Below are 18,444 nucleotides of genomic sequence, written 5' to 3'. Positions count from 1 at the left end.
TAAGATGCGCGAAGTTAGTTATTTTACCGGTTCTTCAAGAACGGATGGTGCATCCGCAGTTGTCACGAAAACTTCATTCCGCATGAAAACGCTCTGCCTTCTCCTTCTGTTTGGCCCGGTGCTGGCCTTTTCCCAAACCTGGCCCCTGCTCCGGACTGTGGATGGGGACAACTTTGAGTCCGTGGACGCCCTGCTGCCCCTGCAGAACGGGGAGACTATCATCGCCGGGACTTACTTTGGCTCTTCTGCTTTCCCGGATGGCACACCAAGCTCCGGAAAAGCAGACCTGTTTTTGGCAGGTTACGATGCAAATGGCGATCTGAACTGGTTTCTGGAAGGCGGCGATCAGGAAAACGAAACGGTAAGTGGGCTGGCCGAACTCCCGAATGGCGATATCGCAATAGCCGGCAGCTACTGGTTCAACCTCCCGCTAGGCGATACGATCCTTACTACCGGTAGCAGCGTGCGATCCTTATTTGTGGCTAGGTTCACACCACAAGGCCATCTGGTTTGGGCAAAGCGCCTGAGTGGTGACGGGCTGAAAGACATCGCCGATGTGGGAGTCCTGCCCGACAGCTCAATCGTCATCGCAGGTTTTTTCAGAAATACGCTGGAGCTTGGAGACAGCACGCTTGTGACCGAAGCCGAACCGGGCAGCACCTCTCTTTTTGTTGCGGCCTATGCTCCCGATGGCCACCTGCGTTGGGTAAGTCAGGCTGGCGGAGCAGATGACCTGCGCATCACGGCTATGGCGGTCGGCCCGGAAGGCCAAATCGGCGTAGGCGGTAATTTCAATGGCGTTTCTGAACTGGCCGGAACTACGCTCGATGCCGGCTTTTTCAATCAGGATGTGTTTCTCGCAGCCTTCTCCCCTACCGGCATACCGCTCTGGGCACGTGACCTGGGGGGCGTAATCGACGACAACCTTCAGGACATTGCCATTGACACGGCCGGAAACCTCTACGCTACCGGCAACATTATCGGCGTCATGAACCTGTCTGAGGAGATCAGCATCGAAAGTAGCAATGGCAACGACGACTGCTTCCTGGTCAAATACAGTGCTGATGGCACACCACTCTGGGGCAGGGCCCTCGGCGGCCCCGATGTGCAGGACGGACTAAGTATTGCGGTACAACGCGACTTCGTGGTCATTGGTGGTGGCTTTCAGGGCAGTATTGGCTGGGATGGGCTGAGTGCTGACGTGGGCGAGGACGGCATCATCTGGGGGCTGATTGCCGCCTTTACACCTGATGGCGATGCCCGGTGGCTGCGTACACTGCCTACCAGTGACTTTGGCCTGATCGAGTGCCTGGCTTTCTCCGATGATCAGCAATTATATGCCGGCGGCAGTTTTGGAAATACAGGCGCTTTCAACGGTGAAACGATCCCGAGCGATGGCCCTAATAGTGGATTCTGGGGTCGGCTGAGCGACCTTTTATCTCCGATCCCAATGGACGCAGAAGCGGAGGCCACCCCGATCGTGGCATTCCCCAACCCTACGAAAGGCGAGGTACAGTTGACAAATATCCCTATAGAGGCTACGGTTTCCATCTTCAACGCCATGGGGCAGTGTGTTCAGCCCTCCGCTTCCGCAAACAGACCGGTCGACCTCTTCGGTTTGCCGGAAGGCTGGTATGTACTGCGGGTAAAAAATGAACTTGGGGCAGTCCGCACGTTAAGGGTACTAAAGCAGTAAGTTAAAGCAATTTCTTTTTCGACTTGGTGACATTCGGCGGTTTGAGGTAGAAAGGCCTGTAGTAGGCCACATCTTCAAACTGTTCAGCTTCGTACCGCTGTAAGGCAAGTGGGATCAAGTGTGCAGCCGAACAAACCACCGGGCTGTAGATGACCCCTGATGCCGGGAGTACCTTTTTGCATTTTTCTGCCCCGTTACCGGAAAGGATCAATGGGATGCCATTGTCCAGCTCCTCCTGAAAGGTCTCCGCTGCCACGATAAGAGGGGCGGCTTCAGTGAGCCGTTCATTGGTGGCATCAAAGCGAGCGGTGTAGACCTCCATACGGCGGGCATCAATCATGGGCAGATAGAGCCCTTCTTCCCGCTCCGCGTTCAGACTGGCCAGGGCGAGGGACTGCAAAGTGTCTACCGCAATCAGAGGCTTATCCAGCGTGTAGCAGATGCCTTTGGCAGTTGAAGTACCTACACGCAGGGATGTATAGGACCCCGGCCCGCTGCTCACACTAACCGCATCCAATTCTGACAGGGAGAAGCGGGCCTGTCCGAGCACCGATTGGATCAGGAGGGTAATCTGCGCCGCGTGCTGCCGTACACCATCTGCCGTTTGTATGCTGAGCAATTGCAACCCATCGCTGACTGCAATAGAGCAGATATCTGTCGCCGTTTCTATGTGGAGTATTCTAGCCATATTGAGGTGCAAAAGTAAGAAAGCCCGGGCTGGGAACTTAAATTCCACTCCTTTTTGTTTTCTCTGTGCGGTACAGGTGTTAACTTTGCCGTCCAAATTGAAGCAGAATGAACCTCATCAACAGCATTCCGTATCAGTTCATGTAGCGTAGTGTACCGCACTACCCCCTCTCCTTTTTTTCTTTTCCACCCTCTTTAACAAACGACAAGAATCATGCTGGATAAGCTCGAAGCCATAAAAGACCGTTACCTCTACCTGGAAGAACAGATGGCCGACCCGGACGTCATTTCCGATATGGACCGCTACACCAAAATCGGTAAGGAATATAAAGACCTCAAGCCCATCGTGGAAGCCCACGACGCCTATGCGGAGTTGCTCGGCAATATCGATACCGCCCAGGAAATGATCAAAGAAGAAGATAGCGAAATGCGGGAAATGGCTAAGATGGAGCTGGAAGAGCTCCTGCCACAAAGGGAAGAAATGGAAGAGAAAATCAAAATGCTCCTCATCCCAAAAGACCCGGAAGACACCAAGGATGTGATCTTCGAGATCCGCTCCGGTACCGGGGGGGACGAAGCCAGCCTGTTTGCCGGCGATCTCTACCGTATGTATTCCCGTTATTTTGACACCAAAGGGCTCAAGACAGAAACCGTTAGTGTTAACGAAGGTACCGTGGGCGGCTACAACAAAATCGTCCTGGAAGTCAGCGGAGAAGATGTGTACGGTTTGCTGAAGTTCGAATCCGGTGCCCACCGGGTACAGCGCATTCCCCAAACAGAGTCTCAGGGCCGGGTACATACTTCTGCGGCCACTGTGGTCGTGATGCCCAAGCTGGAAATGGAAGATGTAGACATCAACAAAGCCGACCTGAAAATCGACACCTACCGGTCCAGTGGCGCGGGCGGGCAGCACGTCAACAAGACAGAATCTGCAGTACGGATTACCCACTTGCCTACCGGTATTGTCTCGGAAAGCCAGGACGGGCGCTCGCAGATCAAGAACCGCGAAATTGCCCTGAACCGCCTGTATGTAAAGATTATGGAAGTCCGCCGGCAGGAGTACGAATCAGAGCAGGCCGCCAAGCGGAAATCTCTCGTTGGCTCGGGCGACCGGGCGGGTAAAATCCGTACCTACAACTACCCGCAAAACCGCGTCACCGACCACCGCCTCGAAGGGGAGCACAAGAACTTCCCACTGCAGACCATCATTGAGGGCGACCTCGACCCCATCATCGAGCAGCTGAAGGTGACGGAAAATGCCGAGCGCATGAAGGAAGGGGCGGATGCATAAATCAATTAAATACATTTTGAGTTAAAATCTATTTTATTTAAACAAATTTTGTATTTTTGGGGCAGACGTAATCTCTGTACCATGCCCCAAAATCTAAATGTCCATCAGCCGGACGACCGTTTCTTTAAGTCGGCTATGAGCGACCCGGAGGTGGTCAAAGCTTATCTTCAGCATTTCTATCCTAATATTGCAGCTATTGCAGATCTTGCAAGCTTGAAGCTGGAAAACAGTGTCAGTCTGCGCCCCAACCTGAAGCGGTTCGAGGCGGACGTCATTTACCGCTGCCGGTTTCAGAGAGAGGCAGATGACCACTTCTATTTCTGTTTGCTATTTGAGCATAAGTCCAAGCCCGATAAGTACATTACTGTGCAGGTCGGCTCATACATCATGGAGCTCCTGTCCAGCATGGTGAAAAAGCAAGGCCGGGAATTGGAGCCCGTGCTTCCCCTCATTTTTTATAACGGTAAGGAAAAATGGATACCGCAAACGCTGAGCGAGCTATTTCAGGGGCATCCGCATTACGCTGTTTTGGAACCCTATATCCCTAATTTCCGTTTTTTATTTCAGGATGCTACGCGCCTTAGCCCGGAGGAGCTATTGCGGCTCGACCTGAGCTATTTCCGCAGCGTACTGATGACTATGGCTTTCCGCCACCGGCAGCACTTGATATTCAAGTACCTTCAGCTTATCTTTGAAGGGACGGACGGGAAAGAAAAAGTCAGCGCAGTGACAACCTACATCCTGGGGGTGGCAGAGCGTTCGGAAGAAGAGTTCTTAAAGCAGATCCAAGACACAACATTCACGATAAAACCAGAAGTCATGAGTACTTTGGAGCAAATTTTGGAGAGAGGCCGAAAAGAAGGATTAGAGAAAGGCATGGACAGGGGGGCATACAAAAATAGCATTTTCAACCTGCTCAAAACTGCGGTACATTTCCCAGACTGGACTGCCGCGAAATTATCAGACTTCACAGAGCTGAGCCTGGAGGTGGTGACCACTTTTCTGTCTGTCCAATCAGAGGGAGATGCCGCCTCATTGAATAAATACGTTCGCGAAGACTTGCTTACAGATATCCCCCTGAGCGGCGAAGAGGAGGATAAACTGCACAGGCTGATCGGCCAGTTGGTGGATGGATAAAGCGTTGAAGAAAAGCTTTGCCAACGCATCTTCTACACCCAATCTTATAGCACAACCTATAGCGCCTCCTCCGGAGTCTGGCGCAGACACCTTCAGCTACTCAAAGGAAGTGTAGCCTGCCTAATGAGCCGGACAAAACGGACAAACGACTTCGTAGAAGTCACATCCTAGTCTCTCAGGGCCCCTATGGCAGCCCGACTTCGTAGAAGTCGCATGTACAACCAAGCCAGGGCCAACGCTCTATCTACCCCTCACCACAAGCCCAAAACAACAATGTTTTAACGCTGCAACCTTGACATTACCACGGCCAAGTCGTATATTACCAATCCATTGCACGAATCACTGCGCGCAGCAACAAAACCAGCGCTCCCTGTGTGACCGCCACACTTACTTGAACAAAAAACATAACCGCCCTGCTAAAGCCTTGAGCAATAGCAGTACCATTAGTATTGGCATTAAACAGATATGCCCGGGACAGCCGGTAGCTGAATCCCATGTCTGTGCTATGCTCCGCCGGGCGCTTCCGACAGCGCAACTGGCTATAGTGCCGTGACACGGGGTGCCCGAAAGGCGGGGGTGGATCCAAGTCAATTCCTATTTTTTAACACATAAAAACCTTCACCTATGAAAAACAAATTCCTACTCCTCACCTGGCTGCTCGCCGTGCCCCTGCTGTGGGGCGGGTGCGACAAGCCACTCTTCAAGCCCGACAGAGGTTCCATCGCACAGCCCAATGAGCTGCCGCCCATCACCACCACCGGAGAAGGCACCTTCGCCTGCAAAATCAATGGGGTGAACTGGCAGCGCTGTGGGGGCGGGTTCCTTCAGAGTAGTATACTTGGTAACTGGTCTCCGAATTATAAGATTTTTCAGATTTCTGGGATGAGACGAAGCTGTGAGGGCTTTGATGATTCGGTTTATATTACTGCATACGTTGACAGTGCGGGGATTTATGAACTGCATCATGCATCATATAGTAACCATGACCTTGCCTGTTTGGATATGTGGCCTGATAGGTATAGCTTATTAGAAGATGCTAACAATTGGGTAGAAATTCTCAACCTCGACACTCAGGAATTAATTGTCTCCGGCACCTTTCAGTGCACCTTGGTGCATGAGGGATGCGGCGATACGCTTTTTATCACCGATGGCCGATTCGACTACGATTGGGCCAATTAATTAACCTATTTCAACCAATATCACATGCGACTATACTCGGAACGGAGAGGTTTGGGCCTAAGGCACAAACCCGACGCACGCGTATATGCCGACACGAAGTCATGTTTGGAACCAAATTACTTCGTCGTCGGTATAACCGCTATTTTCAACAACCTGCTGTTTGGAATATTCATCCTGGCAGCGCCTGCGCTCTGCGCGCAACAGACCATAGATACGTCCCCCCCCCGGATATTACACGCCGGACTGGGTCTTTGCTAACCTCGATTTAAGTGGGTTGTCTACCGGCTTGCTGCAAGAACACGGCACGCCCTTCACGCGCCTCAGCGCCTTCAATGGCGACCCGGACAGCACCACCGTTTCCACGCCCCTCCGCTGCCGCCTCGTGCAGGCTACCTTGCTCAGCGCCACCGTCAATGCCAACGCGCAGGTGGATACGGCCGCGCTTCCTGCGGAGTCTGGCTCTGATACCTTCAGTTACTTAAAACACTGGCAGTATTCCTAATAACCCGGACAAAACGGTCAAACGACTTCGTAGAAGTCACATCCTAATCTCTCAGGCCCCCAAGGCAGCCCGACTTCATAGAACCTGTCTACCCGGCGCAGACAGGTAGAGCCACATCCTAATCTCTCAGGCCCCCCTATGGCAGCCCGACTTCGTAGAAGTCACATCTTGATCTTTCAGGTACCCAAAGCAGCTCGACTTCGTAGAAGTCGCATGTTTCCCAACCAAGCCAGGGCCAACGCTCTATCTACCCCTCACCACAAGCCCAAAACAACAATGTTTTAACGCTGCAACCTTGACATTACCACGGCCAAGTCGTATATTACCAATCCATTGCACGAATCACTGCGCGCAGCAACAAAAACCGGCGCTCCCTGTGTGACCGCCACACTTATACCGACGATTAAGTGGTTTGCCGAGGCAAACCCACTCAATGCTTGCCCGTGTCTCATCGCCTTTAGGCTTTGACCACCTTAAAGGCAGGAGGGTCGGCATATACGCCTTGAAGCGGTATGCCATGGAGTAGCATACCACTTTGCAATGCGTATACTTGAACAAAAAACATAACCGCCCTGCTAAAGCCTTGAGCTATAGCAGTATCATTAGTATTGGCATTAAACAGATATGCCCGGGACAGCCGGTAGCTGAATCCCCTGTCTGTGCTATACTCCGCCGGGCGCTTCCGACAGCGCTACTGGCTACAGCGCCGTGACACGGGGTGCCCGAAGGGCGGGGGTGGATCCAAGTCAATTTCTATTTTTTAACACATAAAAACCTTCACCTATGAAAAACAAATTCCTACTCCTCACCTGGCTGCTTGCGGTGCCCCTGCTGTGGGCCGGGTGCGACAAGCCACTCTTCAAGACCGACGAAACCTCCATCGCACAGCCCGATGAGCTGCCGCCCATCACCACCACCGGCGAGGGCACCTTCGCCTGCAAAATCAATGGGGTGAACTGGCAGCGCTGTGGGGGCGGGTTCCTTCAGAGTAGCATACTTGGAAACTGGTCTCCGAATTATAAGATTTTTTCTTTACAAGGACTTCGAAGTTGTGAAGGCTTTGACGATGCAGTATACATAAACGCGTTCATCGATTCAATAGGGTTGTACCCTCTAGAAGCAGGTCAATATGATGATTTCAACTTGGAGTGCCAAGACGTTTTGGACCAATATTTTCTTTTAGAAACTGCTGATAACTGGGTAGAAATCCTCAACCTGGATACCGACGACTTTATTGTCTCCGGTACCTTTCAGTGCACCCTGGTGCATGAGGGATGCGGCGACACGCTCTTTATCACCGATGGCCGTTTCGACTATGACTGGGCCAATTGATTGAATTTATTTGTTTAATTTATTTTGGTTTTAATACAAGGCTATTTATCTTTAGGGTGTGCTTAATCTCTGTACTATGCCCCAAAATCTGAATGTCCATCAACCCGATGACCGCTTCTTCAAGTCGGCTATGAGCGACCCGGAGGTGGTCAAAGCTTATCTTCAGCATTTCTATCCTAATATTGCTGCTATTGCAGATCTTGCAAGCTTGAAGCTGGAAAACAGTGTCAGTCTGCGCCCCAACCTGAAGCGATTCGAGGCGGACGTCATTTACCGCTGCCGGTTTCAGGGAGAGGCAGATGACCACTTCTATTTCTGTTTGCTATTTGAGCATAAGTCCAAGCCCGATAAGTACATTGCAGTGCAGGTCGGCTCATACATCATGGAGCTCCTGTCCAGCATGGTGAAAAAGCAAGGCCGGGAATTGGAGCCCGTGCTTCCCCTCATTTTTTATAACGGTAAGGAAAAATGGATGCCGCAAACGCTGAGCGAGCTATTTCAGGGGCATCCGCATTACGCTGTTTTGGAACCCTATATCCCTAATTTCCGTTTTTTATTTCAGGATGCTACGCGCCTTAGCCCGGAGGAGCTATTGCGGCTCGACCTGAGCTATTTCCGCAGCGTACTGATGTCGATGGCTTTCCGGCACCGGCAGCACTTGATATTCAAGTACCTTCAGCTTATCTTTGAAGGGACGGACGGGAAAGAAAAAGTCAGCGCAGTGACGACCTACATCCTGGGGGTGGCAGAGCGTTCGGAAGAAGAGTTCTTAAAGCAGATCCAAGACACAACATTCACGATAAAACCAGAAGTCATGAGTACTTTGGAGCAAATTTTGGAGAGAGGCCGAAAAGAAGGGCTGGAGAAGGGCATAGAAAAGGGCATAGAAAAGGGCATAGAAAAAGGTATGGACAGGGGGGTATACAAAAATAGTATCTTCAACCTGCTCAAAACCGCTGTGCACTTCCCAGACTGGCCCGCTAAAAAATTAGCAGACTTCACAGAGCTGAGCATGGAGGTTGTTGCTACCTTCCTGTCTGTCAAATCGCAGGGGGATTCGGCAGTACTGAGCAGGTACGTCCGTCAGGATTTGCTTGCCAACATCCCACTGAGCGCGGAAGATGAGGAAAAGCTGGACCGGCTTGTTGTACAGTTGGCGGGTGGATAAAGCCATGAAGAAAAGCTCTGCCGATGCATCTTCAGTACCCAATCTTATAGCACAACCTATAGCGCCTCCTCCGGAGTCTGGCGCAGACACCTTCAGCTACTCAAAGGACGGGGAGGCTGCCTAATGAGCCGGACAAAACGGTCGAATGACTTCGTAGAAGTCACATCCTAGTCTCTCAGGGCCCTCATGGCAGCCCGACTTCGTAGAAGTCGCATGTACAACCCAGTCAGAACCAACGCTCCACCTACCCCCCACCCAAGCCCTGAAAACAACAATGTTTTCACCCCTTATCTTGACATTACCAAGGCTAAGCAGTATATTACCAATCAATTGCACGAATCACTGCGCGCAGCAACAAAAACCGGCGCTCCCTGTGTGACCGCCAAACTTACTTGAACAAAAAAACATATCCGCACCACTAAAGCCTTGCGCTATAGCGGTACCGATTGGCATTAAACAGGCATGCCCGAACAGCCGCCCAGCCGGCAGTTGAAGGCACCGCCCGTCCTATCCCCGCCGGGCGCTTCCGACAGCGCTACTGGCTACAGCGCCGTGACACGGGGTGCCCGAAAGGCGGGGGTGGATCCAAGTCAATTCCTATTTTTTAACACATAAAAACCTTCACCTATGAAAAACAAATTCCTACTCCTCACCTGGCTGCTTGCCGTGCCCCTGCTGTGGGGCGGGTGCGACAAGCCACTCTTCAAGCCCGACAGAGGTTCCATCGCACAGCCCGATGAGCTGCCGCCCATCACCACTACCGGAGAAGGCAACTTCGCCTGCAAAATCAATGGGGTGAACTGGCAGCGCTGTGGGGGCGGGTTCCTTCAGAGTAGCATCATTGGAGAGTGGCACCCGGTTTATAAGATTTTTTCTTTACAAGGACTTCGAAGTTGTGAAGGCTTTGACGATGCAGTATACATAAACGCGTTCATCGATTCAATAGGGTTGTACCCTCTAGAAGCAGGTCAATATGATGATTTCAACTTGGAGTGCCAAGACGTTTTGGACCAATATTTTCTTTTAGAAACTGCCGATAACTGGGTAGAAATCCTCAACCTGGATACCGACGACTTTATTGTCTCCGGTACCTTTCAGTGCACCCTGGTGCATGAGGGATGCGGCGATACGCTTTTTATCACCGATGGCCGATTCGACTACGATTGGGCCAATTAATTAACCTATTTTAATCTTTATCACATGCGACTATACTCGGAACGGAGAGGTTTGGGCCTAAGGCACAAACCCGACGCACGCGTATATGCCGACACGAAGTCATGTTTGGAACCAAATTACTTCGTCGTCGGTATAACCGCTATTTTCAACAACCTGCTGTTTGGAATATTCATCCTGGCAGCGCCTGCGCTCTGCGCGCAACGAGTTAGCCATAAAAAGCCTCCATCCTAAAAATGCCTGTTCTCACCTCACAGCCCTAACCAAACCCCAAACCCGATTTCGACTTTCCCACCCGCATCAAAATTAACGCTTACTTAATCCACAGTTAACCCTCCCTGCATTTGCCTGCCGTAGCTTTACGCTTCCAAAATACATTCCAAAACCAAAACTTCTTTCATGCAGTACGATTACCACTTTGGAAAGAGCCTGAGCACTCTGTTGCTCTGCCTGCTTTCCGTTGTATCTTTTGCGCAAGACGATCAGGAACTGTTTCAGGGCTTCGAAGGCTCCGCCAATGATACCTGGAATTATACCATTAATCCCGCTACCTATGACATCGATGACGATGCGTGGGCAGTGTCTGGACCAACAGCAAATATTGGCCCGGCAAGCGGCATGAATTTCTGGTACATGCGCGACCTGGAGAACGACAACGGAGGCAACGCTGATTTCCATACAATGGACTTTGACGCAGTGGATGTTTCCGCTTTTTCCGTCAATGCACTCACCTTTAAGTACAACACCATTGGCTATGAGTCCGGAGACTCTATTGGCTACATTGTGGAAACGGAGCCCGGCATGGGCTTTGACATGGCCAACTACGTGGACCTCTCCCGCAACACCGGTGGCTGGGAAACCGTTTTCGTCAATCTGCCGGTGGGTATCTCTACCGTTCGCCTGCGCCTGATGGCTAAGCAAAACGGTGCCGATGACTACGCTGGCTTCGACGATGTGTCCCTCTTCAGCAGCACCGAAGACTTCCTGCCGCCGCTCGCACTTGGTGCAGAACTCCTCAGCGACACGAGCATCCGCATCACCTACAGTGAGCCAATGGATGTGGCTAGTGTGGAAAACCCCATGAACTACACCACCAATGGCACCATTTCTGACATCACCTACACGGAGCCAGGAGGTAATGAATTCCCATTCGTAACCATCACTTACGACATGCCTTTTGCCGATGGGCAGGCCTTTGATATCTCTATTGGACTGGTGACCGATGCAGCGGGCAACTTCCTGCTGGAAGCCTTCGCTTTCGACTGGATCATCAACCGTACCACACCTAATCTGGTGATTACGGAAATCATGTACAACCCTCCCGGTAGCAGCGACGACCTGGAGTTTGTCGAAATCCTGAATGCCGGTACCGATCCGGCTATCATCGGCGGACTGACTTTCAGCTCAGAGTTCCGCTTCACTTTCCCGGAGCAAACGCTGGCACCTGGTGAAGTCGTCCTCGTCGCCTTTGACGAAGCCGCTGCCGAAGCTTTCTATGGCCTTGATTTTTACGACTGGGGCTTTGACGACATTACCAACGGAGACGAAGAACTGCTGATCAGCAATTTCCTTGGAGACACTATAGACTTTGTCAACTACCTCGATGATGCCCCCTGGCCTACTGAAGCAGATGGCGACGGCCCTTCTATCGAACTCCTCGACCCCACACTAGACAATAACGATGGCGCTAACTGGTACGCCAACACAGAAGCCTTCAACGGCACCGATATCCTGGCAACACCGGGCGTGTACATGCCTGCCATTGAGCCGGTTGTATCTTTTGAAGTGCCTAATGTAGTGGTGAATGAAGCAGACGGCACCGTCAGTTTCAACCTTGGCATCACCAACGCCAATGGCCTGCCTACGGAAGCGGTAATCAGCGTAGTAAGCGCCTCCACAGCCGTGGCAGGTGAAGATTTCAACCTAAATACCACCAACGTTACTTTCCCTGCCAACAGCACCGACCCTCAAAGTGTAGAGGTGGAGCTGATTGACAACAGTACGGTAGGTGGCCGCTACCTTATCCTCGCTATTGAGTCGCTGACCAATGCCACGACTGGCAGCGAGACGGAGCTCATCGTGCTGATTCAGGACAATGAGCTGACGGCACCTGTGGCCCCGGCAGACCCTGCGATCAGCCTCAGCCACGTAGGCAGCTTTAACTCAGGCACGGTGGCCGAGATCGTGGCGCACGACCCGGCTTCACAGCGCCTCTTCCTCACCAACTCCGAGGAGAACACACTGGATGTGGTTGACTTCTCCAACCCGGCAAGCCTTTCTACCATCACTGCGATCGACATGGCGCCCTACGGTGGCGGTATCAACTCCGTAGCTGTTGCCAATGGTATTGTAGCCGTAGCTTTGGAAGGCAATGAAGTCACCGACAATGGCTCCGTTACGTTTTGGGATGCCGATGGCAACCTGCTGAGCCAGGTGGAAGTCGGCCCACTGCCCGATATGCTGACCTTCACTCCGGATGGCACCAAAGTGCTGACGGCTAATGAAGGCGAGCCTAATGCAGACTACACCATTGACCCCGAAGGCTCCGTCAGCATTATCGACCTGAGTGTAGGTGCTCCCAACCTCACCAACGCCAATGTGACCACCATCAGCTTTGCCGGCTTTAACGACAACGAAGCAAGCCTCAAAGATGCCGGTGTCCGTATTTTTGGGCCTGGTGCCACTGTTGCTCAGGACCTTGAGCCTGAATTCATCGTCATCAACGAAACCGGCACCCTGGCCTATGCGAATTGCCAGGAGAATAACGCGCTGGTACTCATTGACATCGAATCTGCGGCAGCGCTGGCTGTCATTCCACTGGGCTATAAAGACTGGACGGAGGAAGGCATCGTACTGGATGCCTCCAACCGCATCGACGATATTTTCTTCGCCAACTGGCCGATCCGCGGTATGTATCAGCCCGATGCGATCGACTTCTTCACCGTTGGAGGCCAACGCTACCTTATTTCTGCGAATGAGGGGGATGCCCGCGATTATGACGGCTATTCTGAAGAAGCAAGGATCGGTGACGATGAGATCACCCTCGATCCCACCGCTTTCCCCAATGCAGCTTACCTGCAAAATGAAGCCCTCCTTGGCCGTCTGAACATGACCACCGCCAATGGGGATACCGATGGCGACGGAGACTACGATGAGCTATTCACCTACGGCGCCCGTTCTTTCTCCATTTGGAATGCTGACAACGGAGACCTGGTGTACGACAGCGGTTCTGAACTGGAACTGATTACCGCTGCGGACCCGGTATTCGGTGCTATTTTCAATACCACTGATGACGAGAACAGCTTCAAAAACCGCTCAGACGACAAAGGGCCGGAACCGGAAGCGGTGACCGTTGCAGAGATCAATGGCGTGCCTTATGCCTTCATTGCCCTGGAGCGCATCGGCGGCCTGATGGTTTACGACATTTCTAACCCGCAAGCACCTGTATTCCTACAGTATATCAACAGCCGTTCGGTAGAAACCGAAGGCGGCGACCTGGCACCGGAAGATGTAAAAATCATCACGCCGGACAATAGCCCCGATGGCAAGTATTATGCCGTCGTTTCCTATGAGGTCAGCGGAACGGTCGGGGTATTCGAAATCGCCACGCCCCCTACGGTTACTTTCGCAGAAAGTACTGTTGAAGTGATGGAAGGCACAGGCAGCATCGAACTGCCCATCGAAATTGAGCAGGCCGGCGGCCTGTCTGGCAACCTTACGGTAAATGTAGCGATGGCTTCCACTGCCGTGGCTGGTGAAGATTACAACCTGGGCACCACCACGCTCAGTATTCCGGCAGGTTCAACTGATGCGCTCAGCCTCGACCTGGAGGTACTCGACAACAGCAGCATGAGCGGCAAATACCTTATCCTGGAATTTGATGAAAGCAGCACCGCATCAATAGGAAGTGGATCCCGCCTCATTGTCCTGATTGCAGATAACGATGATGTGGCACCGGTGGCTCAGGCTGACCCAAGCACTCGTCTCAGCCACGTAGGCAGTTTTGCCTCCGGTGCAGTTGCGGAAATTGTAGCTCACGACCCCGCCTCACAGCGGCTTTTCCTCACCAACTCCGAAGAGAATCAGCTGGATATCGTGGACTTCTCCAATCCGGCCAGCCTGTCTTCCGTATCTTCTGTTGACATGGCTCCTTACGGCGGTGGTATTAATTCCGTGGCGGTGCACAATGGTCTTGTTGCCGTCGCTATGGAAGCAAATACCAAGACAGACAACGGCAGCGTAGTCTTCTTCGATACGGATGGGGCGTTCCTGAATCAGGTCAACGTAGGCCCGCTGCCCGACATGCTCACTTTCACACCCGATGGCACCAAAGTCCTTACCGCTAATGAAGGTGAGCCGAATGACGACTACGATGTGGACCCCGAAGGCTCCGTCAGCATCATAGACGTGAGCGGAGGTGCAGCCGCAGCAACGGTGGTCACCTTGCCGCTGACCGGCTTTAACGATGATGAGGCCACCCTTGTAGCGCAAGGCGTGCGCATTTTTGGGCCCGGCGCTACGGTTGCCCAGGACCTGGAGCCGGAGTACGTCACTATTTCCAATGACGGCACCACCGCTTACGTGTCCTGCCAGGAAAACAACGCGCTGCTGATTGTCGACATCGTTAACGAAGTCGTAACCGGCATCCTGCCACTCGGCTACAAAGACTGGACCGAAGAAGGCGTAACGCTCGATGCTTCCAACCGCACCGACAACATCTTCTTCGCCAACTGGAACATCAAAGGCATGTATCAGCCGGACGCTATCGACTTCTTTACGGTCGGCGGGCAAGGCTACATCATCACGGCTAACGAAGGGGATGCGCGGGACTACGATGGGTATTCTGAGGAAGCCCGTATTGGTGACGACGAGGTGGTCCTTGACCCCACTGCCTTCCCGGATGCAGCGTACATCAAAAATAACGCCCTCTTGGGCCGCCTGAACATCACCCTTGCTAACGGCGATACCGATGGCGATGGCGACTACGACGAGCTTTATGCCTACGGTGCCCGTTCTTTCACGATTTGGGATGCAGCCAGTGGTGCCGTTGTCTTCGATAGTGGCAATGACCTGGAGCAAATTACAGCAGCAGACCCGGTTTTCGGTGCCATTTTCAATGCCACCGATGATGAAAACGAGTTTAAAAACCGCTCCGACGATAAAGGCCCTGAGCCGGAAGCCGTAATCGTCGAAGAAATTGATGGTGTGCCTTACGCCTTTATCGCGCTGGAGCGCATCGGTGGTATCATGGTTTACGAAATTGCGGACCCCGCTGCTCCAACCTTCATTCAGTACATCAATACCCGTACCGTAGACGAGCTGGGCGGCGACCTGGCACCGGAGGACATCGCGTTTATCGATGCTGCGGACAGCCCGGATGGTAAAGCCTACATCGCCGTATCCTACGAGGTCAGCGGCACCGTCGGCATATTTGAGCTGCAGACGCAGTCTACTGTCACCTTCGCTGACAACCTCACTACCGTAGAAGAAGGCAGTGGCGCACTACAGCTGGAAATTGCCGTAGAGCAGGCTGGCGGGCTGACGGGTAAAGCCGTTGTGAATATCCTTGCCGGTTCCACCGCTACCGAAGGTACTGATTTCACCCTGGCTTCCACAGAAGTGGAATTTGACGGTACCAATACGCCTCAGTTCCTTTCCCTCGATATCCTCGACAACATGGAGCTGGGCGGACAGTACATCGCAATCGAGATTGATGCGGCAGAAAGCGAAGTTAAGCTGGGCGAGACCACACGCCACATTGTGCGCATTATCGACAATGACGATATGGCGCCCGTTGCCGCAACCAACCCTGAGCTGCAGCTGACTCACCTCGGCAGCTACTTCACCGGCGGAGGCGAAGGCACGGCTGAAATTGTAGCTTTTGACGGCGAGACCAGCCGCTTGTTCCTCACTAACGGCGAGAACAATCAGGTTGATATCCTTGACTACAGCAACCCAGCTGCAATCACTTTGATTTCTTCCATCGATATCTCTGCATACGGCGCAGGCATCAATTCTGTAGCGGTTAGCAATGGTATTGTTGCAGCAGCCATTGAAGCAGATGCAGTCGATGGCGCAGGCATGGTCGCCTTCTTCGATACGGATGGCAACTTCCTGAATGCAGTTGAGGTGGGCGTACTGCCTGATATGGTGACCTTCACTCCTGACGGCACTAAGGCCCTCACCGCCAACGAAGGCGAGCCCAACGACGACTACGACGTTGACCCGTTAGGCTCTGTAAGCATCATTGACCTCAGCGGAGGTGTGGCTGCAGCTACGGTAACCACGCTAGGTTTTGAAGCCTTCAACGATCAGCAGGCAGCCCTGCAAGCGGCGGGCGTGCGCATTTTTGGCCCGGGCGCTACGGTTGCGCAGGACCTGGAGCCTGAATACATCACTATTTCTGATGACGGCACTACCGCCTACGTCAACTGTCAGGAGAACAATGCTCTGGTGCTGGTAGACCTGACTTCCAATACGGTGTTGGATATCCTCCCGCTCGGCTTCAAAGACTGGACCGCAGATGGCGTCACTTTCGATGCCTCTAACCGTACCGATGATATCTTCTTCGCCAACTGGCCGGTGAAGGGTATGTACCAACCCGATGCAATCGACTACTTCACCGTGGGCGGCCAAAGCTACCTGATTTCTGTGAATGAAGGCGATGCCCGTGACTATGACGGTTACTCTGAAGAGGCTCGGGTAGAGGATGATGAATATGTCCTTGACCCAACTACCTTCCCGGACGCAGATATCCTTAAGGACGAGAACCTCCTCGGACGCCTCGTAGTAACTACAGCCAATGGCGATACTGATGGCGATGGCGACTTCGACGAAATCTTTGCTTTTGGTGGCCGTTCCTTCACCATTTGGGACGCCGCTTCCGGTGCACTGCTTTTCGACAGTGGCAATGACCTGGAGCAAATCACTGCCGCCGACCCGGTATTCGGTGCCCTGTTCAACACCACTGATGACGAGAACAACTTCAAGAACCGCTCCGATGACAAAGGTCCGGAGCCGGAAGCCGTAACCACTGCCGAGATTGACGGCAAGCACTATGCCTTTATCGCGCTGGAGCGCATCGGCGGAGTGATGGTCTACGATGTATCGGCACCGGAATCTCCGGTCTTCCTGCAGTATATCAATACCCGTACAGTAGATACTGAAGGCGGCGATTTGGCACCGGAAGGACTGGCCTTTATCCCGGCATTCAGCAGCCCAAGCGGCAAGCCACTGCTGGCGGTTTCTTACGAAGTCAGTGGCTCTGTAGCCATGTTTGAAATTGACCTGAGCTGCCCAATCGTTGACCTGCCTGCTACAGTCACGCTATGCGAAGGCGAGACCGCGATGCTGACCGTAGGCGATGCTTACGAAACCATTACCTGGTCTACGGGTGACGAAGGCAACACGATTGAAGTGGCAGAAGGCGGTACCGTGACGGTTATGGCCACCACTGCCGGCGGTTGCATGGCCATGGATACGGTGGAAGTGACCGTCAACCCACTGCCCGTTGTAGCCCTTGGCGACGACATCGAAGCTTGTGAAGGCGAAACCGTTACCCTGGATGCAGGAGCTGGCTTTGACACCTACAGCTGGAGCAACGATACCGATGGACAAACCCTCGAAGTGGACATGGATGGTGCTTATGCCGTAACCGTAACTGACGCTAATGGCTGTAGTGGTGACGATGAGGTCGTTGTTACTTTCAACCCTGTGCCTATGGTTACCTTCCCGGTTGATACGGTGGTTTGCGTAGATGACATCTTTGTTTTCAGCCCGGGCGAAGGCAATGAACTCGTCATTGACGGGACTGCCGTCGAGGAATTCACCACTGAAGGGCTGGACGTTGGCGAATATGCGATCGAAGCTACTGTGGTCAATGAATTCGGTTGCGAGCAGGCTATCGTGCTGGACTTCAACATCGAAGTCTGCAACAGCACCCGTGACCTGCTCACACAGGAAGGCTTTGAGGTATTCCCGAACCCAACCACCGGCCTGGCTACCGTCCGCCTGAGCGACCTGCAATCCACTGCATACGATCTGGCGATTGTAACGAGCACCGGTCAGGTACTCAATGTACGCCGGGTAGAAAGCTACCGCAGTGACTATCAGGCGCAAATTGATCTGACGCAAATGCCAGCAGGCATTTACCTGATCCGCCTGACTTCTGCAGAAGGGGTGCTGACCCGACGCCTGATTGTGGAGTAAATATAAGTTTAGATTTTAAGCCGGTGCAATAGGCCCGGTTGCCTGCCCGCCTTCGGAGTGTTCCGGGGGCG

10 protein-coding genes are annotated in these 18,444 nt (G+C 52.8%); 9 read left to right on the top strand and 1 reads right to left on the bottom strand.

All coding sequences use genetic code 11. The features are described 5' to 3' along the window. The first annotated feature begins 82 nt into the window (after positions 1 to 82). Positions 83 to 1,696 (top strand): T9SS type A sorting domain-containing protein, encoded by a 1,614-nt coding sequence (locus ACO08I_RS20525; protein ID WP_282783581.1) that lies wholly within the window; start codon positions 83 to 85, stop codon positions 1,694 to 1,696. A 1-nt stretch (position 1,697) separates the two neighbouring features. Here the strand turns inward: ACO08I_RS20525 and tsaB are convergent, their stop codons facing one another. Further along, complete coding sequence (tsaB, locus tag ACO08I_RS20520) at positions 1,698 to 2,432, bottom strand: tRNA (adenosine(37)-N6)-threonylcarbamoyltransferase complex dimerization subunit type 1 TsaB (RefSeq protein ID WP_282783579.1); 735 nt, start codon at positions 2,430 to 2,432, stop codon at positions 1,698 to 1,700. A 165-nt stretch (positions 2,433 to 2,597) separates the two neighbouring features. Here tsaB and prfA point away from each other — a divergent pair, with 165 nt between their 5' ends. The 8 genes from prfA (at position 2,598) to ACO08I_RS20480 (ending at position 18,373) form a co-directional block, all read left to right on the top strand. Then, the gene (gene prfA / locus ACO08I_RS20515; protein WP_282783577.1) at positions 2,598 to 3,674 is read left to right on the top strand and encodes a peptide chain release factor 1; all 1,077 of its coding nucleotides are present in this window, start codon (positions 2,598 to 2,600) and stop codon (positions 3,672 to 3,674) included. A gap of 81 nt (positions 3,675 to 3,755) precedes the next feature. Further along, a complete protein-coding gene (locus tag ACO08I_RS20510; protein WP_421946936.1) occupies positions 3,756 to 4,811 on the top strand; it encodes an Rpn family recombination-promoting nuclease/putative transposase in 1,056 nt (351 codons plus the stop codon). Between the two features lie 624 nt (positions 4,812 to 5,435). Further along, positions 5,436 to 5,990 (top strand): hypothetical protein, encoded by a 555-nt coding sequence (locus ACO08I_RS20505; RefSeq protein WP_421946935.1) that lies wholly within the window; start codon positions 5,436 to 5,438, stop codon positions 5,988 to 5,990. A 274-nt stretch (positions 5,991 to 6,264) separates the two neighbouring features. After that, complete coding sequence (locus ACO08I_RS20500; protein ID WP_421946934.1) at positions 6,265 to 6,492, top strand: hypothetical protein; 228 nt, start codon at positions 6,265 to 6,267, stop codon at positions 6,490 to 6,492. 783 nt (positions 6,493 to 7,275) lie between these two features. Further along, positions 7,276 to 7,824: a hypothetical protein gene (locus ACO08I_RS20495; RefSeq protein WP_421946933.1), complete on the top strand. Its 549-nt coding sequence runs from the start codon at positions 7,276 to 7,278 to the stop codon at positions 7,822 to 7,824. 76 nt (positions 7,825 to 7,900) lie between these two features. After that, positions 7,901 to 8,992: an Rpn family recombination-promoting nuclease/putative transposase gene (locus ACO08I_RS20490; protein ID WP_421946932.1), complete on the top strand. Its 1,092-nt coding sequence runs from the start codon at positions 7,901 to 7,903 to the stop codon at positions 8,990 to 8,992. A gap of 627 nt (positions 8,993 to 9,619) precedes the next feature. Then, on the top strand, positions 9,620 to 10,168 hold the full coding sequence (locus ACO08I_RS20485; protein ID WP_421946931.1) for a hypothetical protein: 549 nt from the start codon (positions 9,620 to 9,622) through the stop codon (positions 10,166 to 10,168). Positions 10,169 to 10,564: 396 nt separating this feature from the next. Continuing rightward, a complete protein-coding gene (locus tag ACO08I_RS20480) occupies positions 10,565 to 18,373 on the top strand; it encodes a choice-of-anchor I family protein (RefSeq protein WP_421946930.1) in 7,809 nt (2,602 codons plus the stop codon). The last annotated feature ends 71 nt before the right edge of the window (positions 18,374 to 18,444 follow it).

It is taken from the genome of Phaeodactylibacter xiamenensis (assembly GCF_965229835.1).
GTDB classification, from domain to species: domain Bacteria; phylum Bacteroidota; class Bacteroidia; order Chitinophagales; family Saprospiraceae; genus Phaeodactylibacter; species Phaeodactylibacter xiamenensis.
This window is presented reverse-complemented; position numbering and strand designations above follow the sequence as displayed.